Source organism: Acinetobacter portensis (assembly GCF_010646905.1).
Taxonomy (GTDB): domain Bacteria; phylum Pseudomonadota; class Gammaproteobacteria; order Pseudomonadales; family Moraxellaceae; genus Acinetobacter; species Acinetobacter portensis.
This window is the reverse complement of the sequence record NZ_JAAARQ010000002.1, coordinates 2,710,117-2,732,381: the sequence shown is the minus strand read 5'-3', so window position 1 is coordinate 2,732,381 and position 22,265 is coordinate 2,710,117. Positions and strand designations below refer to the sequence as shown.

Sequence of the window (22,265 nt, the reverse complement as noted above, 5' to 3'; positions counted from 1 at the left end):
ATCTTCTAAAACTTTAACTATTTAGTAATGCCTGTAATTTCGACAGTTACACGGCGGTCAGGCTGTAAACAAGCTTTGAGTTCTTCACGCTGTTTTACATCAAAACAACCATTCGTCACAGGCTGGCCTTTACCTGCGCTTGCAGTCGAAATAACATTCCCTGCCACACCATTTTGAACCAACAGGTTGCGTACTGTGTCTGCACGGTTTTGCCCCAATTGATTGTTATAGCTATCACTTCCCAAACGATCTGTGTGACCAACTAAATTAATGCGGCTTACAGAAACGAAGTTGTTATGAATTTGCGAAGCAACATTCAAGACCTCTTGACGCCCCTTTGGCAGTAAATCATTCAAGGAAGAACCGTTAAATTTAAATAAAGTGTCCGCAGCTAAATCCACTCGTATTATCTGTTCCTGAGCAGCAACCTGATGCTTCACCTCACAACTTAAAGGCTGACCATTATTGGAAATAAAAGGTTTACCGTCTGTATTGACAGAGAGTAAAAATTCATTGCTTGTTAGCTTTCCTACGTTTAAGTCAACATCACAACTTTGGCATGATTCTTCAGTACAGTTTTTTACTTTGAAATTATATGTTTCTGGTTTCAATGCATATTGAGCCGAATTATTTATATAAAAATTTCCAGCTTTAATACTGTCAATATAAAATTCAATCGGGCAATTTTGCTGTTCTGCTGTATCACCACCACACAGCTTCTCATCTCGCTTTAATACAATAGGTTGATTATTTTCTTGCGTTTTTTTCTGAAAACGTAAATCTGATGGCTTCGTATATGGGCTTGATGTGCAAGCCGCTACTCCCAATGAAGCTACAACAGCTAAAAGTGACAATCTCAACATAACTACCCCTTGTGGACTTAGAACAATTTAAGGAACAATTTCAAGCACATTTCCTACACAAATATCTTTCCATGAATCTACTGAAAAATTATTATTGTGACGCAGTGCACATTTCAACATCTTTATATCAAAATAAATGTGTATTTTGAACATTTATTTTTTGTGTCAACTGTATCACTTTATAGTTTTATTAGAAATACTTAACTAGATAGTCCTAATTAAACGAAGATTAAAAATCAAATATATCAACAAGATGCAACTAAATTCAAAAAGTTTCCACCTATTCACTTGATCAATATTGGTCGCCATAAAAAAAGCTCATCAAATTTCTATTTTGATGAGCATTACAAAAATCATACAGAGCACATGGTATAAAGAACGCTTCTTTACAGCAACCTTAACCTAAAAATTTCAGCTTATTAAAAGCTTTAATAGGCAGACGTGATGTTTACCTAGGTAGTTTATTACGGGAAAAGAATCTACTTAAAAGGCGCAGTCCACTCATATAAGCTAATAAATAACCATATAGACCAAAATTCCACATCGAAATAGGATTTGAAATTACTACAAACTATTTCTTCAATGGTGAACAATCAGACTTATTATTGTTGGGGTTATTTCATTCGTACAAGTTTAAAAAAGCAAGTTAAGCTGCTGCATATGTAGATTTGGTTCCAGTACATCAGCTGTTTGGCAGTTCGGCCAACAAGCAAAAGTCACTTATCAAAAGCAGATGACAGTAAAATACGCTCAGTATTGTATATGTCAACCTTAACAGCGATTCAATAGAATCCACACATTGAAGCTTTATATCAATAATTATTAAGTCAGGATAAAAATTAAAGGTGTGCTTTAGGTGTTGCAATGCGCAAGCTTATACGTCTGTGTTATGGCGTTTTAAAACATCAGACTGCCTATCAAAAAGATTATTTATTGGTCTAATAATCTCAAAACCTGATTGGTTACCAAGACGGCATCTTGTTTTTTACGGTGTTTTCTAAATAACTGAAAATTATGCACATTACTTTGTGCAATGGCTGTTGATATAATCTGGCTAGTTTTGTAGTGCATCGTCAGCTAGGCTTTGATCGTATGACGTTTTTTCTTGCCGCTATAGTAATTTTTCTATTTTTTTGGGACGTTCTATCGTCATTTCAGTGGCATCAATCACGATAACTTCCCAATCTACACCTTCACCTTTTGGTAACTTTTTAGGTAAATGAAATTTATCGGATTTAATTAAAAGGTTTTCAATCTTTTGAATAATGCGTGAAGCCCTTGATTCATGGATACCATAGGTCATCGCAACATGGAAAAGTGTGCGATATTCGTGCCAATAGCTTAAGGTCATCAACAGCTGATCTTCAAGCAAAAGTATTGAGGGTCTTCCTCGTCGACTATCACTTTGAGCGGCTCTCAATACTTCAAGCATTTCTGCAAAAGTTGAGGGTTGTATTCCGATAAGTCGTTTAAACTGCTGACTTAGCAGTGTTTTTACTTTTGAGTAGTTCATGCAACAACGATAACCGAATACGGCTTATTGATCGCTACAAAAAATTATCACTAGATTGGTCGTTTTTTGATTTATGCAAGAGATCTATTTTATAGTATAATCAAAAAATACAATCATTCTTTATTTTTAATATGTTTAACAAAGTATTAAAACAAATTACCGTAATTTCTGTTGTTTTGGTTACTGGTTGTGGTGAAGAAAATTATAGCGTTGGAGTAAGTGTTGGAGGTTCAGGCTCTGGGCAGAATACTGACTCTGGCCCGATATCTCCTCCCTTACCATCAAGACCACCAACAACCCCTCCGCGACTACCGGAGGATGAAAATGAAATGCAAGACAGGTTTGTTGTATGGACTCCTGTAAATAATATGCATTATTGTGCTCCCTTAGAAATTTCATTTCATCTTGTAAACAAGACAACTAACGAAATACTTCCTGATGGTTACGGAACTGATCTAAGTTATACGGAGTCGAATGATTTACATAATTTACATTTACAAGCACATATTAAGAATTCAAGCTCAGAAACTATTTACCAATATAATCAGGACTGTAAATCCGGCTTTACTTTACTAGATCAAAACCTGATTCCGTTCAATGAAAATATTGAAGTATCTTGTACTCAGAATCAGAGTTTACAGATATATAAACCGTATGAAGAAAAAATATTTGATCTTAAGTATGATTTGCCTTTTAAAGATCAAACATGGACTATCAATTATAGAACTTTTTTCAGCATAAATCGCGTTGTAGATCGACCAAACTCTCAAACTTGCGAGGCTAGGGAAATTTCATTAAAAATTGAAGAAATGTGATGTAAAGTTTTTTAAAATATAATATAAAAACTTTTTAGATGGGCTATAAAGGCACAATGGAAATGGGCTATAAAGGCACAATGGAAAGTAAATTTAATTTGAATGAATCTGATGTAGATGCTTATTTAGTTGATAAAAATAAAGTCCTCTCATCAGAATCAAAATCTACATTAGAATATACACTAAAAGTTATGGGAGAACTTACTCATTGGTTAGTCAAATCAGGAATTGGCTATAGTGAGTTTTCTAATGCGATTCGTCCCCTCTTCTATAATGAGGCTATTAAAGAATTAGAACATCTAGGTCAAAAAACAACTGACTCTTCAATTAGTTTACTTTCAGGTTTAAATAGACGGGATGTTAGTCAAATTAAGCAAGAGAATGGAGGTAAACATACTATAATCCCTCTGACTTATAGAAATACTATGCCAATCAGCGTGCCTGCTCGAGTCGTTGCATTATGGGTGCACCAAGATTTGCCGTATATATTACCCCTTACTGGTAATGAAAATAGTTTTGAAGGGTTAGTCAAACAAATTTCTAGAGACAAACATCCCCGATCTATTTTATTAGAGTTACAGAGGATTGGACTAGTAACAGAAGCAGGGGGAAAAGTAATTTTACATCAAGAAAGTTTTACACCTGCTTCTGAAGCTCATCAAGCAAAACAGATTCTGGCTGAAAATTTATCTGATCATATCGCTGCTGGCGTTCATAATTTGACTGAAAATCAAAACTATTTTTTAGAACAAGCAATTTTTGCAAATGAATTGACTGAAGAGTCTATTAACTATTTGAAAGAAAGGGTTGTTGAATTATGGGGGAAATTTTCCAAAAGTTTATTGGCCGAAGCAATAGAGCTTTGCCAAAAAGATGAAGGTCAAATTGATATACGCTGAATTATCAGGAGACTTTCCCTTGGGAGATTCTAGGCAGCCAACTTATAAAAGTCTTCGGCCATTTGATTTGGTGTCTTAAAACCCAAACCCTTTTGAATTCTTCGATGATTATAAAATAATTCAATGTATTTTATAATATCTGCTTTGGCTTCTTCTCTGGTTTGATAGTTGTAATGATGCACTAACTCATTTTTCAGTATTCCCCAAAAGCTTTCAATCGGTGCATTATCGTAACAGTCTCCGCGCTTGCTCATTGAACCTTGAAAACCATATTGCTCAAGTATATTTCGATATTCATGGCTGCAATATTGACTTCCTCTGTCTGAATGCACAATCAGTTCTTTGGTTGGTTTTTGATTGTGAATAGCCATATTTAGCGCATTACAAACAAGCTGTGTTGTCATGCGCTCATTTAAGCTATAGCCAACCACTTGCTTCGTGTAAAGGTCTTTTACCGCTGCTAAGTACAGCCATCCTTCAACAGTCCATATGTACGTAATATCACTTGACCATGCTTGATTTGGTCTAGTCATTGAGAATTGTTGCTCCAGCAGGTTTTCATAGATCGCTCGATTATGGTCACTATTCGTAGTCCTTTTAAAAAGCTTGTGTCGCTTACAATACAGGTGGTTCAGCGCTTTTATCTGACGTACAGCGTACATACTCATTTTTATGCCCTGAGCTTGTAAGTATTTGGTTAATCGAATATAACCATAACTCTGCTTTGTCTCCTCATGGGCTATTTTCACCAATATCGTCTGTTGATTTCGTTGAATCGTTCTTTTGCTCACGCCTCTCTTGAGCCAATCATAAAAACATGAAACTGAAACATGAAGTAATCGAGCCATTAAGGTAATTGGAAAAGAATATCTTTTTTGTTTCATATAGGCGTACCTTACTGACTTTCTTTGGCAAAGTACGCTGCTGCCTTTTTTAAAAATTCACGTTCCATTTCAGCTATTTTGAGCTGTTGTTTGAGTTTTTTATTTTCTTCGAGTAGAGCGTTTAGATCAGGTGAATACTGTTTTGTACCTGCTAAAGTTCCAGCCTTTGCTTTGGTATTCCAATTTGAAAGAGTTTGCATTGAAATGCTAAGTTGTCTGGCTGTTTCCGAGACATTGCCTTGATTGGCTTCAATTAATTTGATGGCTTCAGCTTTAAATTCTGTGGTGTAAGTCTTGTGTTTCTTGCTCATGGTAAACTCCTGATGAGTGTGTTTAGTTTACCAAGTTAAAACCTCCTGTTTTTTCAGCACACATCAAATTGATGCAAATCGTCGATTTAGAGTCGGAATTTTTGAGTATGATACAATGGATATAAATAAAAATTAATATCGTAGTCTTTTAATAAGACTTACGCATTATTATTTATAGATTCTCTGTGGTATTAGATGATTTTTATCAAGAATAAAGTCCTGAATGGGTTAGATCTGTATGCCTATTTAAGTTCTGTGCTCAAAAGGTGATCCTAGACAGTATCGTGGACAACAAATCCCTCTAAATTCTTAAAATATTTCTGTTCAAAGGCTTCTGGGCTTAACCAGCCGTTTGCGGAATGCCTTCTGACCCGATTGTAATAAATCTCAATATAGTCAAACAAGACTGTATTCCCAAATGATACGAAAATCACTTGCACACTTCATGATTTTAGTAATAAAGAGTATTTAATAATAGGCGACAGAAAAGACGAAATCGAAACCCAAATTGAAAACTTTAAAGAAAATATAGACAGTGATTTATTAAAGAGACGAGCACCCTTATATACTTTAGCTCAAGTAATTCATGAACATAATTATCTTACAATAGGTGGCTATCTTCAGTTAGTTAGATGTACAAAATTTGGTTGTAAAGTAATGGCCCTAATGAGAGAAGATAGTACAGCAACTTATATTGGTTATAAATTAAATAATTTTACTAACAATCAAATGGTAATCCCTAGTTATGGGAATTTTGCACTTAGCCCTTCAATCATGGTTTACCCTAATGAAAATGATGCTATGACGTACAGATAGAATTTATAAATTTAGGGGCTACTAGATAAACCTAAATATTTGTCCAAATGTGTAGTGTTTCTAACTATCCTTTTGGACTGCCATAGCTGTTAGGAGTAATTTTCCAGTTAATAATTTAAAAATGTATTGTTGTTTTGAAAATTCTATTTTTGCTAGTTCTTCATAAAGCATGTTGTTTTACCATTTTCTAAATTTATATAATTATGAATTACGTTATTTTTGTAGAGGTCTGCTTAGTATGAACTATTTGTTTTATGTACTAATATTCCGTTTTTTAATTTTATAAGTACCTGATCTAGCATTTTTTTTGGTTAGCTTAGGGTTGACTCCAAATATTTTTTAATTAAGACGGGAGGGCTATTAGGAGCCTTGCTCCATATTGCATCATTCTCCACATAAAGTACTGTGTTGATACGTGCATTCTCAATAAAACTTTTACAAAGTTCCCTAACTGCTGCGGTAGCTATATCACTTTCATCCTCTAAGCTGTTAATTTTCATATCTAAAACCTTATTTTGATTAAATTTGGTTAGGCTGGCGAATAACATAATAGCTATTTTAGCCTAATGTCTTATAAAAATAGTGAATTAAATAAAAATCTTTTTGGATAAAAGTAGTTTTGAAGAATATATATGAGTGCTTAATTGATTTTTTGAAATATTTACTTCAAGTAATTGAATACATTGAGTATAAAAATGACAACTTATGTGTCGTTGATTGCTGACATTCTTTGTCATTTAAAGCCTTAAGCTATTGATTATTAGACTGCAGAAATGGCAACTTATATGCCGCATGACGCTGCTACAATACATTGCAGATTTAAATCATGAATTCCATACATACATTAAAAAGCTTTCTAGTTATTAATTATTTTAAATACTTTATGCATCTTCCAAAGCTCTCATTTTCCAACTAGCTCAGGTTATAATAATGGTCTCCCACAATATGGTTGTCTACTATGAACACCTCCAATGACCCTTTACACGGCAAAAAACTTGCTGACATTTTAGAAGAATTATTAGATTACTACGGTGGCTTTGAAGGTTTAAGTCATAAAATTGAAATTAGATGTTTTTGCATAGATCCAAGTGTTAAATCATCATTGCGATTCTTACGTACCACACCATGGGCACGTGAAAAAGTAGAAAGCTTATATTTGTATGTCTTACGCCAAAAAGCCAAACAGAATTAGCCTGCACACTACACATCATCAGATATTTCTCCTTCAATATTGTTTCTTTCATTATTTATCTTTTTAGACGTTCTAACGCCTAGATGTAGATTAATCACGCTGTATTTATACAAACCTGCGTGTATGATGAAACACATATTATGAATCTTCCATTTTTGCATGAACAATCCATTTTTAGATAATCCTCAAATTAAAGTCGTGAATGACTTCCCTGAATTGGTTAATACAACATTTCAAGGATTAAATAATGCGATTTGCTGGCAAAGGAATTTGTTTGGAGATTTCGAAGAGATTGTTTGCAAACTTTCATTAGAAGAAAATATCACAGAGATTTCAATTGAAGATCTATTGGCGTTAAATCTGTCTGAAAATGGAAATTTAGCTCGAAAAATAATTTTAAGCGATATTCAGCTTTTAACCGATTTTGGAGCCTCTCCTTCTTTGAATTTGCTTAAATGTTACGAACGTGATGATGAACTCGATTTTATTTCAACAGATGTGTACTCATATCATGTTGATCGTTCGCCTATAGCAACAGATACTTTTTTATGTACATATTATGGTGCTGCAAGCGATATTATTGCGAATGATCAAGTTGAACAAAAAATATTAATTCCTGAAATTAGAAAAAAACTGAAAGACTTATATGATGGACAAAATGATCAAGATGCTGAATTTGATCAATTTTTAGAAGAGTATTTTTTTGATTTACACTATCAACCCAAACCAAATGCCAAACCTACAAATTTAGCGACAGGACATTTATGGCGTTTAGCGGTTGATCATCCTACACAACAAGTTTTACCTTGTGTTCATCGAGCGCCTATTGAAAATGATGGTGAGTATAGGTTGTTATTAATCTGTTAAATTTTTATTATTTTTATATTTAAATCAATTAATTATCTATTTTTTGAGTGATTAAAACCCATATTTTTATATGGGTTTTATGTTTTATTTAAGCATTTTCTAATTGACCAACTTGATGATAAGCGCGGTTAAAATAAACCAAAGCTTGCTCCTGCTGGCTTTGTTGTATGGCAACCACACGACACATAAAAATACTATGAGTTCCTATCTGTTGAATTTGATCAATTTCACAATCAAAACTTGCTAAAGCATTTTTTAAAACAGGCGAACCAGTTTCTAGTGTTGTCCATGAACCAAGTTTAAACCGCTGATCTGAAGTGAATTTACTCGATGCAAATGCATTAGAAATCTGCTCATGTTGTGCGCCCAAAACATTCACAGTCAGAATTTCATTTTCAATAAAATGCATGTGAGAACGTGATGATTGATTCATGCAGACCAATAATGTCGGTGGTGTATCGGTAACACTACATACTGCAGAAGCTGTAAATCCATGCATACCAGATGTACCTGCTGTAGTTACAACATTTACGGCACTTGTTAATAAAGACATTGCATTTTTAAAGTCTGTTGCTTGAATCATCACTTTGTTCCTAGGTTCTACATCTGAACCCTCGTTTTTTGGTTTCGCAACGCACCCAATTTGCTCATATGGGTGCATGTGCTGAAGGTGTTTTTTATATCTCATGTGCTATTGATAGCTAAAAATTTATTACTGAGCACCAAGTTCTTGACGAATAATTTCTGCGCCTGCACTTAAAGCATTGAGCTTGCCACGTGCAACTTGACGAGATAATGGCGCCATACCACAGTTTGTTGAAGGATAAAGTTTATCTGCATCTACAAATTGAAGTGCTTTACGTAAGGTATTTGCGACTTCTTCAGGTGTTTCAATAGTATTAGAAGCAACATCAATTGCGCCAACCATCACTTTTTTACCACGAATTAGCTCAATTAAATCCATTGGTACATGTGAGTTTTGGCATTCTAAAGATACGATATCAATTTTAGATTGTTGTAGTTTAGGAAATGCCTCTTCATATTGACGCCATTCAGAGCCTAAAGTCTTTTTCCAATCTGTATTTGCTTTAATACCGTAGCCATAGCAAATATGTACAGCAGTTTCACATTTCAGGCCTTCAAGTGCACGTTCTAATGTTGCAACACCCCAATCATTCACTTCATCGAAGAACACATTAAATGCAGGTTCATCGAACTGAATAATATCTACACCCGCAGCTTCTAATTCACGTGCTTCTTGATTAAGGATTTTTGCAAATTCCCAAGCCAATTTTTCACGACTTTTGTAGTGACCATCATATAGCGTATCAATCATAGTCATTGGGCCAGGCAACGCCCATTTAATTGGTTGATTGGTTTGGCTGCGTAAAAACTTAGCATCTTCAACAAATACAGGCTTTTGACGGCTTACCGCACCAACGACCGATGGCACACTTGCATCATAACGATTACGAATTCGAACCGTTTCACGCTTTTCAAAATCTACGCCATCTAAGTGTTCAATAAAGGTTGTCACAAAATGCTGACGAGTTTGTTCGCCATCACTCACAATATCAATGCCAGCATGTACTTGTTCTTGTAATGACAAACGCAATGCATCTTGCTTTGCTTCTAACAATTCATCGCCTTGTAATTTCCAAGGTGACCAAAGCTTTTCAGGTTCGGCAAGCCAAGATGGTTTTGGTAAGCTGCCTGCTGTTGATGTTGGTAATAAAATTGCCATGTCTAATCTTCTTTCTCTAAATTCGTAAATAACGGTGATGTATTAAGCAGCGTGATCTTGCTGAGCTGTTTTCACTTTAAAGTTTGCAGCCCATTTATTCAGGATGTCGTTATAAGGCTTGATGAAATTTTCCTCAGTCCACTTCCCTTGTTTAACTGCAAGTTGACCACGCTCTTCACGGTCATAGACAATTCGAGTCAATGAATAATCTTGATAGCTCAAACTTGGCTGATACACAACGCCTGCAACTGAATTGCTGTTATAAATTTCAGGACGATAAATTTTTTGAAAGCTTTCCATGGTACTGATCGCGCTGATTAATTCGAAATCGGTATAATCACGGAGTAAATCGCCTGCAAAGTAGAATGCTAAAGGTGCATTACCATTTTCAGGTTTGAAATAACGAACGCTTAAACCCATTTTTGCGAAATAGTCGTCTGTACGTGAATGTTCATCATTTTTATACTCCACACCTAATACAGGATGAAGATTTGCCGTACGGAAATAAGTTTTAGATGTTGAAACACTCAAACAAATCACAGGTTGTTTGCTAAATTCGGCTTTAAACACATCTGAATTTACTAAATGTTGATAAAGTTTCCCGTGTAAATCACCAAAGTTTTCAGGTTTTTCGCCTGTTTTGAAGCCATTTTCCAATAAAACGACGCTAAAATCGTAATCACGTACATAAGATGAAAAGCTATTACCAATCATGCCTTCAATACGTTCATTGGTTTTGTGATCTGTAATGGTACTTTTCAGCATTTCAATGAACGGAAACGTTTGACCATTACCTTCGATATCAATTTCAGCAGAAATGATGTCAATTTCAAGTGAATAACGATCGGCTTTAGGATTATCAACACTTGCCAAAGTATTGAAACGATTATTGATCATCGCTAATGTTCTACGAAGATTTTCTTGGCGACTTTCACCACGAGCCAAATTGGCAAAGTTAGTTGTTAAACGTGTATTATTTGCTGGCTCATAGTTTTCATCAAAGCGAATACGCTTAATTGAACACTCAAATTTCTTACTCATGAAGATTCACCCTAAATTTTTATAAAAAGCTAAATTTCTGTATGAGCTTATTTAAGCTTGAATCAAAAGATGAGTAAAACGATATAAATTCAATAAAAGATGAGTAATATTCATGTTTGTGGTTTTTAGATTTGATTAATCATCAATTTATAAAGCATAAAACTGAGTATTTGTATTTAGGTCCTATTTTATATGTATGGGTTTGGGGAGTTTTAATGATCAAACAATCATAAAATACTAGAATTGATTGATCATATTTGTATGTATTTTAAACCGAACGTGTAATGCCACCATCAACACGGATATTCTGTCCCGTAATATATCCTGCACCTTTAGATGCTAAAAAACTTACGGTTGCTGCAATTTCTTCACTGGTACCATATCTCTGTAATGGTACAGATATACGGCGATCTTCGGATTCAGGAAGACTATCAATCCAACCAGGTAAAATGTTATTCATTCGAATATTTTTTGCCGCATATTGATCTGCATATATTTTGGTAAATGAAGCTAAACCTGCGCGAAATACAGCAGATGTTGGGAACATATCACTTGGTTCAAAAGTCCAAGCACTTGAAATATTAATAATCACACCTGAATTTTGTTTTTCCATTATTGGAGTGACAATTCGAGTTGCTCGAATAATATTCATGAAGTAAGTATCTAATCCTAAATGCCACTGATCATCTGTAATCTCTAGAATTGGCGCACGTGGTCCGTGCCCTGCACTATTGACTAAAACATCAATACGTCCCCATTTTTGATATGCCAATTCAACAAGCTTTTTGATATCTTCTGTAGACTGATTTGAGCCTGTAATTCCAATACCATTTAACTCTTTTGCAAGTTTCTCTCCCTTTCCAGAAGATGAAAGAATACCTACATGAAAGCCATCTTGATGTAATTGACGCGCAGCAGCTGCACCCATGCCACTACCACCTGCTATAACTAACGCTACTTTTTCTACAGTCATGTGTGCTATCCTAAAATTCAATTAATGTTATATATTGCTCTATTTAAAACAGCATAGCATGTTAGTTTTTATTCTTTACCCAAGATTCTCTTTGTTTTAACTGTAGAAAAACTACTGTATATATTTATGAAAATACTAAAAAAACTCCCTTCATTAAATGCTTTAAAAGCATTTGAGTCAGCAAGTCGACATTTAAGTTTTAAATTGGCAGCGAATGAACTCAATGTGACACAAAGTGCTGTTGCACAACAAATTCGCAGTTTAGAAGAAGAGTTAGGTGTAAAACTATTCGAAAGGCATTCAAAAGGTGTTTCATTAACAGCGAATGGGCGAAATTATGCTTATAGTATCCATCAAGCTTTTGCTTTAATTCATGAAGCAACTCAATCTTTTGTCCATGAAAAGCAACATATCACCATTAGTGCGACACCTACTTTTGCTTCTAAATGGTTAATCCCAAGGCTTGCCGACTTCACGGCGATGCACCCTGATATTGAATTACAAATTTTGGCAACTGAAAAAATATCTCATTTTCAAAATGACGGTGTAGATTTAGCAATACGCTATGGTAGCCCTCCATTGGGAGGAGGTTTGAATACAGCATTACTTTTGCAAGATTCTTTTGTTATTGTTGCAAGTCCGCAATTAGTAAAGTTAGAAAATCAATACTTAAGTTTAGATAATTTATTCAACTATACCTTCTTACACGATGCACATAATTTATGGTCTATTTTTTTAGAAAAATCTAACGTGGAATTACCATTAAACACACTTAAGAATATTCGCTTTAATCAAACAACTCTTGCGATTGATGCCGCAATTTCCGCACAAGGAATTGCGTTGGTAAATCCAATTTTTATTCGTGAGGAATTACAAACTAAAAAGCTGATTCAAGTTGTTGAGCATACTTTAAAGATGGAAACGGGCTTTTATTTAGTTTCACCTCGTCATTCATCAAATACTGAAAACCTTATGAAAGTTTATAATTGGTTGGTTTCTCAATTTGTAGACAATCATAATGATTAAGATAAATATTATGCTGTACGATTTAACACTCTAAATTTTTTAACTGCTTACAAATTAGAGCCAACCAAAGAATATTGGGAAGCTCTAATAATCTAATCCTAAGATGTTAGTTAGTAGTTAATGGTATAACTTAGCGCAAATGTTCGACCTTCCGATGGAATACGCAATAAACCATTATCATTGGTCATTGCTGCCTGTTGTGCAAAAACAGATAGATACTGTTTATCCCAAACATTGTAAATACCAAAATCTACACGACCTTTTGCAATCGGAAAATGTGCGAGGATATCCATAGTGGTATACCCCCTAATTCTAGCTGCACTATTACTATCATTTTTTGCTAAACCTAATTCATCTAATTTTAAGTCATCGTTATACGCTTTGTCAGTGCCTTTAATTGCCTGCATTTGTGCACGAATACCAGAACCTTCTTTATTGTCCCATTCAGCAAAAATCGTTCCCTTTACAGGCGATACGACAAAAGAATTAAGTTCATGCCATTGTTTGGCTGCATCTTTGTATTGACCACGTGTATAACCTAAAGTTCCGCCTACTTTAAAGTTCTCAAGAAATGGATATGATGCTGTTGCTTCTAGCCCATAAATCCGTTGGTCGGTATCTACAACATTCACAGAGCGGTTAGAATTAAATTGAACGACTTTATCTGAGGTATTATAAAAACCTGTAAGCCCTAAATTAAGCCCTTTATTCTGGTCTAAACGCCAACCTAGTTCATAACTATTTACTGTAATGGGTTCTATACCCGATGTTGTTAGAGTATAAGCTGCGACATCACGTAATACACGTTGCACATCTGGATAGCTAAAGCCTTGTGAAAAATTGGCATATATTTGTTGTTCATCATTAATTTTATAAACAGACCCAATATTAAATAGGAATTTTCCTGAATCGGTTGAATCTGCAGGCATCCAAGTTGCAGGGTCACGTGCAGTTAAATAGCCTTTTGTATCTGCTTGCACATATTGATAACGTACACCTGCTTGAATATTGAGTTGATCATTTAAAGCAAAGTCACCTTGCACAAAAGTCCCAATATTTTGAATTTGTGTGTCTGGTCCCTGTCCTTGTTTTTGCCCTGTAGGGATATATTCTAAACCTTGATTATTAGCGATATATAAGTCAGCCCATTGATGATCTTTTTCCCAATCATAATCTAGACCGTAATTTAATGTTAAATCTCGATCTGCAATTTTAAAGTCAGATTGAATCGTACTGCGTATACCTGCAAAATCGACATTAGATTGACTTTGTTTGACTGTTTTACCATCTGCTAAATAACCATAAGGCACAAATCGAGATTTTTCATTTCGATAATATGCTTCTATATTCAGGTTTTGACCCAAGAAATCTTGGTTTTGATATTGTGAGTTAATCGCATAGCGCTTGGTAAAGGGTTGATTGGGTAAATTCCACCCTTTAATTGCTTGATGTGATGGTGGAGTTTTATCTGCAATATAACGATAATCTGGCCCGTAATCTGTATCTTGTTTATCTTGATAGTACTGAGCACCAACACTTAAAGTTTGTGTATCAGTTAAATTGAAATTCAAACGTCCATTTATATCAATTGTATCTGTATCCATAGTGCTGCCTTGCCAAGGACTTAATGAAATTCGATTAGCTTGAGCATCGAACTGAGAACCTCGACGAGTATAATCAATTCCGAAGAAGCCATCGACCTGATCTTGACTAAAGGACATGGTTTGACCCACGTTATACGCTAAACTATCGCCACGAAAATTATCAGCAGATGTAATTCCTAGTTTTGTTTCAAAACTAAGTGGTTTTTCTTTATTGGCACGTTTTGTAATAATATTAATAATACCGCCTGTCGCACCCGAACCATAAATACTTGTTGCACCTGAAACGACTTCAATATGATCAATCATATTTGGGCTAATACTATTTAATTGACGTGCAACATCACGTGAACCTGTTTGTGAAACACCATCAATCATAATTAAAACATTACGTCCTCGCATGGTTTGCCCATAATTACTTGTAGTTCCACTACTTGGTGCTAAAGATGGTACGAGTTGTGCTAAAACATCGGCAAGTTTACGCCCCGCAGCAGCTTGTTGACTAATTTCATCACCACGAATGTTCTGAACAGTGCCTGCAATTTCTGCAATGCTTTTTGGGGTTCTTGTTGCCGTCATAATAATGGGTGCTAGTGTTTTACTTTCGGACGAAGTATTTTTCACTTCGTCTGCATAACTCAGCATACTTGTCGTTGTCGCTAAAATACTGATGGTTAAATAAGACAAACGCATTTTTTTAATCCAAAGTTCAACTTTTTGTATGCGTATATTACGTGCTAATTCATCAATAATGATTATCATTATTATTTAAATTACAAAAAATATAACGGACTCCCGATGTTTAATTTTTTATAACAAAGCTTTTCAATTTTATAGATCTTCATTTACGCCACATCCATATCAGTACACAAGCCATACATGCAATTGCAGGATAAACAAACCAAGGATGTGGAATTGTCCAAATCATGAGTCCTGCCGCAACGCTCATACTCATTGTAGACATATACTTTGCTTTTTTAGGAATACGACGATGTTCTTTCCACTCGTGAATAATAGGTCCTATAAATCGATTTTTTAAAAACCATGCATGCAGTTTTTCTGAGCCTTTTGCAGAAAAAATAACAGCCAATAAAATAAAATCTACCGTGGGTAAACCAGGAATAAAAATGCCCAATACGCCTAAAAAAATACAGATCCAAGCAAGACAAATAAATATAATTCGCCAAAATAATGAACGAGCCAATTTGCTTTCTGGTTTTTGAGTTTGTGCGTTGATATTATTCAATGTATTTTCCATTTCAGACATTATTATTCCTAGTTTTATTTGCGATATCCTTTTATTTATTTCAGCTCTTTAAGTTGAATAAGCGCTTGTCCGAAATATTCAAAAGCATCTAGTGCACCTTGTACAACACGATTCTGTAGCTTTGGATCAAATCCTGAATCATCTAACGCTTCTACAAACCGTTTCCACACTTTTGCACGACCTTCAGGATATGCAGCTAAATTTCTCGCAGCATAGCTTTCAGACAAACCTAATTTTTTCTGAGCTTCTTTAAATAAAAATGCTGCGCCCAAAGTTGAACCTTCAGACACATAAATCCAGCCAAGCGCTTCGGGTAATTTGATGTGCTCAGTTTGCAAGCTCTGTCCTTGTGGCTGAATGTTTAAATCGCTTAAATCTTGCAAAGCTTTATCTGAACGCCCACGAATACCTAAGTCTGGAATAAGTTCTGCTATACCCTCTTTATCGAATAAATTTTCAATTTCTTTTTGGAAATAATATTGAGATAAAGTGAATTTTCCATATTGTTCTTGGCTTGAAAAAACATCTGCTTTTGCCATCAATTGATGCATACGCTCATGTTCTGAAGCCGTTTCATGCTTTAATCTGTAAGATAAGCTTTGTGTATTTTGTATATTTACTGATGTATTCATTATCATTCTCCTAAAATGAATTATTAATCAATCAAACTTAATTGTAGAAAATCATCAATTCACCTTAAAACCGATGTTCGAGTTTTAAACTAAGGTTTTGTTTGTCATAGGAATACAACCAATCAACATTGCTTTTATTGTGGTTATATCTATAGGTTAAGCTAGGTGTCATTCCATAAAATTTGAAGCGTGGCATTTGCAATACAAAAGTATAATTTTCTTCAAAATCATGACGGCGTGTGCCAAAAGTTGCGACATGTTCATCGAATTGTCGCCAGCGATACGAGCTAAAGAGTGTGGTGTTAAAACCAGTATTCCAAACTTTACTTAAACCTAAGCGCACACCTTGTTGTTGGTAAGATGCTAGAAATTTCTCTTTGGTATTGTGGTCAAGTACATCTACACCACTAAAGAGCGTCCACCGCTTAGGTAAGATTTTCCAAAAGGTAAATAATGCCGAAGTTTCTAAGCCATCTAAGTTTTTAAATCTTTGATAATCTAAATCTTTTGCTTCCGCCTCAAGCTTGAATGCCTTGTCATTGGAGATGAATCTCATCCATTCTGCACGCACGCCCCAAGCATTGTATAAACTGTTATTGCCATAATTTTTATGTTCAAACAAAGGACTGAACGTAATTTGGTTTTTCTGATCGAAATAACTATAGCCTGCGGCAATGTTTATAGTTGATTCGTTATATTGAACGTAATCATCATAAGATTGACCAAAAGCAAGCCCACGAATTGAAAGTCCATGATTCCCTTTAATTGAAAATCTTTTGATTAGGCTTGCATCAAAATCGACACCATTTGCAGATTCAGCCGCAGGGCTTCCTCGTGTAATTTGCTGAACTGGAACTACATTTTTATCTTGATCTAAGCCATATAAAGTCCAAGTTTTACTTTGTTCAGATGAACTATTTAAATTATTGGCATATGTAGGTCCTATAGCCATTGAACCTTGCCATGAATCTCGCTTTTCAATTGCCTTTTGAAAAATATCGATAGTCTTTAAAATTTCAGGCGGTATAACTCGCTGATCACTGATTGTAGATTTTTCTTGAATTTGGCTAAATAACAGAGAGGCATCTTTATTTTTTTGTTGTTCGAATAGAACGCGTGCCAATTCAAGTTCACAAATTAAGTTATTTGGCTGAATGGATAAACTGTTTCTAAATTTTTGTTCTGCTTGTTTTAACTTAGCCTGCGCGCGCAACATCGCACCTTCGGCAAATTCAGTCAGTGCTTTATCGTAATTCTCGAACTTTTTATAATTTTCTAAATAGATGGGTACATTAGCCCAGTTTTTTTGCATAACAGTAAGATAAAGTGCTTTTGCCAAATCATCTTCGCTTTGTTCTACATGATATTTTTGCCCATTAATTTGTATTTGTGGTAATTCATTTAAATTTTGAATAGATAGATCTTGTTTCAACGCTTGTTGCTGTTGTAAGAGTTTCTGATCTAAGTTTTGATTTAGACGTAATTGTGTTTCGTTATCTGCATGTATATGCGTATAACTGAATAAACTTAGACAACACAAAAAAGTACGCTTCATACGCAATGAACAACCAATTTAATTACATTGAAAAATAAAAAAGGAATCTACACATGTAGATTCCTTTTGTTAAAATTAATTCTTAGCACCACCAAATGAGGTGTTGTATGAGGCGTCATTAAATTGAGCAATACCTGCCAATGCTGCAGCATCGGCACCAAAGAATTGACCTGTTACAAGACCTGATTGATCCAAGCCCGCAGTGCCATTTGCATTTGCACCACCAGAAAATGCAGCACTTCCTGCATTAAATGTAACGCCATCTAATGTTAAATTAGACACCGTAGTCCCTGTTCCTGCAAGAGAACCTTCAAGTGTTCCCGCACCAAAATCTGCTGTGAAATTACCCGTTAATAAGTTTGTTGCAGAACCATTTATACCTGCAACAGAATACGTTGCCGTTCCAGCAGTTGGAACCGTCGTATTACTATTGTCTCCTGCATAATAAACAGTATGACTTGCGCTTTCTGGTGTATCACCTGCCTTCCACCAATCACCGAAAAAGACTTCTTGTGAACCAACTTGTGCAAAATTAAAATTACCTAATGCACTGTGTGTTGGTGGAACAGCAGTGACAGGAATATGAGAAACATTAAAGCTAGCAGAACCCGCTGTTACATTAGTATTACTTGTCCCTTGGTCAGAGAATCGTTGAGCCATGCCTTTTAATGCGTTAAAACCTGTGAATGCGTCATAAGGAGCACCCGCTGCTTTAACAGCTAAGGCAGCTGTACCACCTACATGATTCGAGCTTGTTGAAGTGCCAACTGCAATGTTATTTTCATTGCTTGTCGCGCCATCAATGCCTGCATGTGTTAAAAATGCAGAACAAGCAAATAGACCGACCAATACTTTAGAAACTTTCATTTTTGTTACTCCGTCTTTAATTGACTTATTTATTGATTAATTAAGTTTTCTTTATTGCGTTATAGAGCAAGCAAAGTGATAAATGCTTACTTTTATTTTGTAAATAATAATCATTAATCCTTTATTATTTACGCCCATCAATTTCAACTATTGTGTTGAAATTAAATTCTTTTAAATATTTTGCTAGAACTTCGTGGTCCAACTCATTTTTAGCGTTCGACCTGGTGCCGCCATTGCACTTCGCGTCAATGGGTCTATATAAAATTGATTGGTAACGTTATTTCCTACAAGCTCGAATGTGTTGTATTCATCAATTTGGTATCGTGCATAGGCATCAAAAATCCATGTATCATCCCAAGCCAATGGCACACTTAGGTAATAACCTTGGTTAATACTAGAATCACCACCTGTACGAATTGGACTTTCATAACCTTTGTAAAAAGTTGCACGTGCACCTAGCTCCAGTTTTTCATCGAAGAATCGAGCCCCAAATAATCCATGGAAGCTAATTTTGGGTGTAGCCATCGTGACTAAATATCCATTTGGAAAACCATCATCAACACAACGTTCGTATGGAAGGACAAATTGAACGCCTTGATCTGTTTGTACAGTACGACTATTAATGGTTCTTAAAATGGCACTATTGGTATCACAAACTTCATTTTTTAAGTTATATGACATGCTTAAGTCTGTGAAAAAACCGCCATTATCAAATCGACTTTGTAGTTCCAAGCCAGAAAGCTTTTGTTCTTCCATGTTGGTAAAAATTAAGTTTTGATTTCGTTCAATGACATTTTTAGTCTTGTTGTAGTAATACGCGAGTTTTAAGTCTGCATTTCTTGCACTTTTGAATAAATCACGCATGTCATACACATAACCAACTTCATAGTTAAAAGCATGTTCAGGTTTAATTCCTTCATAAGGAATAAGTGCTGAAAAGCCAACAGTACTTTCAAATAAACTTGGTAAACGATATTCTTCGGCATAGCGCGCATATATTCTATTATTTTGTGTGATTTGAACCGATGCGCTTAACTGTGGCGCCCAACCACTGTCTTTTACTTTTTCAACTGAAGTAATAGGAATAAGTTCATTTTTTATCGGTGAAAAACTTCCATTGATAAACTTTTCGCCAGAGGCATTAAGTTGATCAAGTGGATTATTTTCTAAAGAGAACTTTCCATTTTCATCTGCTTTCCAAACAATTGAATTTTTTTGGGTCCAAATTAAGCGTTGTAATAAATTTTCAGTTTTAGGTATAGATGCTAAATTGCCATCCCAATCAGGATTCTTCTTTGCATAATTTGGAATAAGTCGATCAAGTTGACGTTGTTGAGCTGGTGTGTACGAATCTGGCATTGTCATGTAGTCGTACGTATATTCTGTCGACCTTACTTTTTTAGTAAATAATGGATTTAGTTTAGGATCTACTTGACCATTTATAGATCTATTTTGGAAATCATCAAATGCCCAATAAGAACGATGACGCATTCCTGCATTCAAACTAAGCCAAGAAAATGGTCGATATCCTATATTAAAATCGAATGATGTTTCTTCCCTACGACCTGCTCGTGGTAATGCTTGAAATAAAGCAACATATTCACCAAAATTACCATAAACATCTTTAGAGCTAAGTTCTTCTTTTAAAAAACTGGCACCTAATGTTAAATCTAAATTATCTGAAAAATTAGATTTATTACTTACCGTAATACCTTGCCGTTTATTATCTGAATAACTAATAGCAGTGTTAATAAGCTTTTTAGTATCGTAATCAATTTCCGTTGGCCAACCACCACGTGTATATGTCTGACTTTCTGTATCTGTTTGCCATAAGTTTGCATAAAAATCGATCCACGGCGATGCTTCAGGATTATATTTATATTCCAAACTGTAAGCTTTTGAACGAACATGACTTAATGGCCACTGTGGAACGCCAATTTCAGGTGTTACTCCCCACGTAATGCGTGAAGGCATAATTTCACCAAACTGGTTTTTTGTATCTCTAAAAGTCAGCTTTAAAGTATGGTCATCGGTTGGTCGATATGTTCCTTTAAATAACCAAGACTCCATATGGCTTGATGTATTTGGGACTTCATCACCGGGTTTATATGCATACGCAAAATAAGGAATGAAGTCTAAACCACCACTTGGTTCTGCTCTTTTATAGTAGTCTGAATTTTTTTTACCAGAAAAATAATTACCACGTTCACGAACAGCATAAACAGCCAATAAATCAAATTTATCTTGTTTAGTTGCAAGTGCTAAACGACCCGCTAAATCATCACCTGAAAAAAATGAATTATCATCCGTTGTTCTATTTTTCTTGTAAATATCTGGGTCAAATGAAGCCCCATTTACTTTAATCCACGGAACAGTATCATCATAATTTTGCCCAATTTTATTCATATTAGGTAAAGATGGATCAATTGAATTAGAAGAACCTTCAACTTTTAGTTCTGCACCAAAACTTTTGCCAGGGCGTACAATATCTTCTGCTTCTAAGGTCTTCACGACCACACCACCACCAACCGATGTAGTCTTATTACGTTCTAGAGATGGACCTTTTACAACCTCAATATTGGCAATTAAGTTGGGATCAATATAGTTCCGATTATTCACCCCGTTATAGCCACGCCAAACAGCAATAGATTGTTCTGTACCGTCAATGGTCAAAGGAACACGACCAACGCCTTGAACCCCACGAATACTAGGATCTAATGCACCGCTATTACGCGCATCACCACTATAAACACCCACCATGCCTTGTAGCACATCTGCAGGGTTTGTGCCTTTGAAGCGCTCTACATATTCTTTACCTGCATAAACCGTAGAATGATTGGCTTCATAGACTTTGTTATAACCTGCAACATCTTTATTTTCTTGCCCCGAAACAACAATAGTTGAAAGTTTTACACTGGGTTTTTCTAAAGGATTAACAAGATTTGTTGTCGATATATTGCTTGATGATTCTTGTGATGGTATTGATGTATTTTTCTGAATGGGTTGAGCGGTGCTTTTAGTCAGCACATAACCTTGCCCCACTTTAACCACACTAAATTGTGTTGTACCTAAAAGATGCTTAAAACCTTGTTCTACCGAATAACGACCTTGTAGACCCGAGCTATTTAAGTCTTTTAATTGTGTCGCATCTATAGCAATTGAAGTATTCGATTGTGCTGCAAACTGATTCAGCACATTCGCCAATGTTCCCTTCGAAATATTATAAGATTTCACCGCAACCGCTTCTGCATGGGCTTTTTGCATAGGGATTATGATACTACCTAGGCATATTGTATTTATTGCCAATGCAAGCGCTGAAAATCGGAATAAATCCCGACGATTCATGGAGCTATGCTTTTTTATCTTCATTACATATTTTCCAATTAAAACGTAATAAGA

The 22,265-nt window shown here is 35.2% G+C and carries 18 protein-coding genes and 2 pseudogenes; 5 read left to right on the top strand and 15 right to left on the bottom strand.

Annotation, left to right across the window (positions count from 1 at the left end; all coding sequences use genetic code 11):
* Positions 1-17: 17 nt before the first annotated feature.
* A complete protein-coding gene (locus tag GTK57_RS12930) occupies positions 18-863 on the bottom strand; it encodes an OmpA family protein (RefSeq protein WP_163123914.1) in 846 nt (281 codons plus the stop codon).
* Between the two features lie 1,111 nt (positions 864-1,974).
* Entirely contained in the window at positions 1,975-2,376 is a 402-nt protein-coding gene (locus GTK57_RS12920; RefSeq protein WP_163123912.1) for a helix-turn-helix domain-containing protein, read from the bottom strand.
* Positions 2,377-2,507: 131 nt separating this feature from the next.
* On the opposite strand from GTK57_RS12920, the gene GTK57_RS12915 reads away from it, so the two are divergent.
* Together GTK57_RS12915 and GTK57_RS12910 are read left to right on the top strand one after the other, a co-directional pair.
* On the top strand, positions 2,508-3,191 hold the full coding sequence (locus tag GTK57_RS12915; protein WP_163123909.1) for a hypothetical protein: 684 nt from the start codon (positions 2,508-2,510) through the stop codon (positions 3,189-3,191).
* Between the two features lie 62 nt (positions 3,192-3,253).
* Positions 3,254-4,090, top strand: coding sequence for a DUF6502 family protein (locus tag GTK57_RS12910; protein ID WP_330221024.1), 837 nt, complete (start codon positions 3,254-3,256; stop codon positions 4,088-4,090).
* 29 nt (positions 4,091-4,119) lie between these two features.
* On the opposite strand, the gene GTK57_RS12905 is transcribed toward GTK57_RS12910, so the two are convergent.
* The 3 genes and pseudogenes from GTK57_RS12905 to GTK57_RS12895 all read right to left on the bottom strand — a co-directional run bounded on the left by GTK57_RS12905 (position 4,120) and on the right by GTK57_RS12895 (position 6,601).
* Positions 4,120-5,285 (bottom strand): IS3-like element ISAba22 family transposase gene (locus GTK57_RS12905; RefSeq protein ID WP_163123906.1). Its coding sequence is split into 2 segments (ribosomal slippage): positions 4,120-5,027 and positions 5,027-5,285, totalling 1,167 coding nucleotides; the frame shifts between segments, so codons are not numbered across the junction.
* Between the two features lie 272 nt (positions 5,286-5,557).
* A pseudogene (locus tag GTK57_RS12900) lies at positions 5,558-5,689 on the bottom strand (IS3 family transposase); the annotation flags it as partial.
* 664 nt (positions 5,690-6,353) lie between these two features.
* Positions 6,354-6,601, bottom strand: a pseudogene (locus GTK57_RS12895) (hypothetical protein).
* Between the two features lie 458 nt (positions 6,602-7,059).
* Here GTK57_RS12895 and GTK57_RS12890 point away from each other — a divergent pair.
* Both GTK57_RS12890 and GTK57_RS12885 read left to right on the top strand, forming a co-directional pair.
* Entirely contained in the window at positions 7,060-7,293 is a 234-nt protein-coding gene (locus GTK57_RS12890) for a VF530 family protein (RefSeq protein WP_152872939.1), read from the top strand.
* A gap of 159 nt (positions 7,294-7,452) precedes the next feature.
* Positions 7,453-8,160, top strand: coding sequence for a DUF1826 domain-containing protein (locus GTK57_RS12885; protein ID WP_152872937.1), 708 nt, complete (start codon positions 7,453-7,455; stop codon positions 8,158-8,160).
* 88 nt (positions 8,161-8,248) lie between these two features.
* Here GTK57_RS12885 and GTK57_RS12880 read toward each other — a convergent pair whose 3' ends face one another.
* The 4 genes from GTK57_RS12880 to GTK57_RS12865 all read right to left on the bottom strand — a co-directional run bounded on the left by GTK57_RS12880 (position 8,249) and on the right by GTK57_RS12865 (position 11,918).
* On the bottom strand, positions 8,249-8,743 hold the full coding sequence (locus tag GTK57_RS12880; protein ID WP_152872935.1) for a flavin reductase: 495 nt from the start codon (positions 8,741-8,743) through the stop codon (positions 8,249-8,251).
* Between the two features lie 129 nt (positions 8,744-8,872).
* Positions 8,873-9,904 (bottom strand): methionine synthase, encoded by a 1,032-nt coding sequence (locus tag GTK57_RS12875; protein WP_152872933.1) that lies wholly within the window; start codon positions 9,902-9,904, stop codon positions 8,873-8,875.
* Positions 9,905-9,946: 42 nt separating this feature from the next.
* Entirely contained in the window at positions 9,947-10,945 is a 999-nt protein-coding gene (locus GTK57_RS12870) for a putative oxygenase MesX (RefSeq protein WP_152872931.1), read from the bottom strand.
* Between the two features lie 268 nt (positions 10,946-11,213).
* Entirely contained in the window at positions 11,214-11,918 is a 705-nt protein-coding gene (locus GTK57_RS12865) for an SDR family oxidoreductase (protein ID WP_152872929.1), read from the bottom strand.
* A gap of 126 nt (positions 11,919-12,044) precedes the next feature.
* Here GTK57_RS12865 and GTK57_RS12860 point away from each other — a divergent pair, with 126 nt between their 5' ends.
* Positions 12,045-12,944: a LysR substrate-binding domain-containing protein gene (locus GTK57_RS12860; RefSeq protein ID WP_152872928.1), complete on the top strand. Its 900-nt coding sequence runs from the start codon at positions 12,045-12,047 to the stop codon at positions 12,942-12,944.
* 110 nt (positions 12,945-13,054) lie between these two features.
* Here the strand turns inward: GTK57_RS12860 and GTK57_RS12855 are convergent, their stop codons facing one another.
* The 6 genes from GTK57_RS12855 to GTK57_RS12830 all read right to left on the bottom strand — a co-directional run bounded on the left by GTK57_RS12855 (position 13,055) and on the right by GTK57_RS12830 (position 22,235).
* Entirely contained in the window at positions 13,055-15,238 is a 2,184-nt protein-coding gene (locus GTK57_RS12855; RefSeq protein ID WP_163124766.1) for a TonB-dependent receptor, read from the bottom strand.
* Between the two features lie 148 nt (positions 15,239-15,386).
* The gene (locus GTK57_RS12850) at positions 15,387-15,812 is read right to left on the bottom strand and encodes a YbaN family protein (RefSeq protein ID WP_163123904.1); all 426 of its coding nucleotides are present in this window, start codon (positions 15,810-15,812) and stop codon (positions 15,387-15,389) included.
* 35 nt (positions 15,813-15,847) lie between these two features.
* Positions 15,848-16,444 carry a biliverdin-producing heme oxygenase gene (locus GTK57_RS12845; RefSeq protein WP_152873218.1) on the bottom strand — a complete coding sequence of 199 codons (597 nt, stop codon included), beginning with the start codon at positions 16,442-16,444 and terminating at the stop codon, positions 15,848-15,850.
* Positions 16,445-16,508: 64 nt separating this feature from the next.
* Positions 16,509-17,999, bottom strand: a complete 1,491-nt coding sequence (locus tag GTK57_RS12840; RefSeq protein ID WP_152873216.1) for a surface lipoprotein assembly modifier — start codon at positions 17,997-17,999, stop codon at positions 16,509-16,511.
* A 75-nt stretch (positions 18,000-18,074) separates the two neighbouring features.
* Entirely contained in the window at positions 18,075-18,866 is a 792-nt protein-coding gene (locus tag GTK57_RS12835; protein WP_152873214.1) for a Slam-dependent surface lipoprotein, read from the bottom strand.
* A 183-nt stretch (positions 18,867-19,049) separates the two neighbouring features.
* Positions 19,050-22,235 (bottom strand): TonB-dependent receptor, encoded by a 3,186-nt coding sequence (locus GTK57_RS12830; protein WP_378226891.1) that lies wholly within the window; start codon positions 22,233-22,235, stop codon positions 19,050-19,052.
* Between the last annotated feature and the right edge of the window lie 30 nt (positions 22,236-22,265).

What these genes read in the sequence shown, in the direction of transcription:
- GTK57_RS12930 (WP_163123914.1), bottom strand. Translation starts at nt 863, where the DNA reads ATGTTGAGATTGTCACTTTTAGCTGTTGTAGCTTCATTGGGAGTAGCG.
- GTK57_RS12920 (WP_163123912.1), bottom strand. Translation starts at nt 2,376, where the DNA reads ATGAACTACTCAAAAGTAAAAACACTGCTAAGTCAGCAGTTTAAACGA.
- GTK57_RS12915 (WP_163123909.1), top strand. Translation starts at nt 2,508, where the DNA reads ATGTTTAACAAAGTATTAAAACAAATTACCGTAATTTCTGTTGTTTTG.
- GTK57_RS12910 (WP_330221024.1), top strand. Translation starts at nt 3,254, where the DNA reads ATGGGCTATAAAGGCACAATGGAAAGTAAATTTAATTTGAATGAATCT.
- GTK57_RS12890 (WP_152872939.1), top strand. Translation starts at nt 7,060, where the DNA reads ATGAACACCTCCAATGACCCTTTACACGGCAAAAAACTTGCTGACATT.
- GTK57_RS12885 (WP_152872937.1), top strand. Translation starts at nt 7,453, where the DNA reads ATGAACAATCCATTTTTAGATAATCCTCAAATTAAAGTCGTGAATGAC.
- GTK57_RS12880 (WP_152872935.1), bottom strand. Translation starts at nt 8,743, where the DNA reads ATGATTCAAGCAACAGACTTTAAAAATGCAATGTCTTTATTAACAAGT.
- GTK57_RS12875 (WP_152872933.1), bottom strand. Translation starts at nt 9,904, where the DNA reads ATGGCAATTTTATTACCAACATCAACAGCAGGCAGCTTACCAAAACCA.
- GTK57_RS12870 (WP_152872931.1), bottom strand. Translation starts at nt 10,945, where the DNA reads ATGAGTAAGAAATTTGAGTGTTCAATTAAGCGTATTCGCTTTGATGAA.
- GTK57_RS12865 (WP_152872929.1), bottom strand. Translation starts at nt 11,918, where the DNA reads ATGACTGTAGAAAAAGTAGCGTTAGTTATAGCAGGTGGTAGTGGCATG.
- GTK57_RS12860 (WP_152872928.1), top strand. Translation starts at nt 12,045, where the DNA reads ATGAAAATACTAAAAAAACTCCCTTCATTAAATGCTTTAAAAGCATTT.
- GTK57_RS12855 (WP_163124766.1), bottom strand. Translation starts at nt 15,238, where the DNA reads ATGCGTTTGTCTTATTTAACCATCAGTATTTTAGCGACAACGACAAGT.
- GTK57_RS12850 (WP_163123904.1), bottom strand. Translation starts at nt 15,812, where the DNA reads ATGTCTGAAATGGAAAATACATTGAATAATATCAACGCACAAACTCAA.
- GTK57_RS12845 (WP_152873218.1), bottom strand. Translation starts at nt 16,444, where the DNA reads ATGAATACATCAGTAAATATACAAAATACACAAAGCTTATCTTACAGA.
- GTK57_RS12840 (WP_152873216.1), bottom strand. Translation starts at nt 17,999, where the DNA reads ATGAAGCGTACTTTTTTGTGTTGTCTAAGTTTATTCAGTTATACGCAT.
- GTK57_RS12835 (WP_152873214.1), bottom strand. Translation starts at nt 18,866, where the DNA reads ATGAAAGTTTCTAAAGTATTGGTCGGTCTATTTGCTTGTTCTGCATTT.
- GTK57_RS12830 (WP_378226891.1), bottom strand. Translation starts at nt 22,235, where the DNA reads ATGAAGATAAAAAAGCATAGCTCCATGAATCGTCGGGATTTATTCCGA.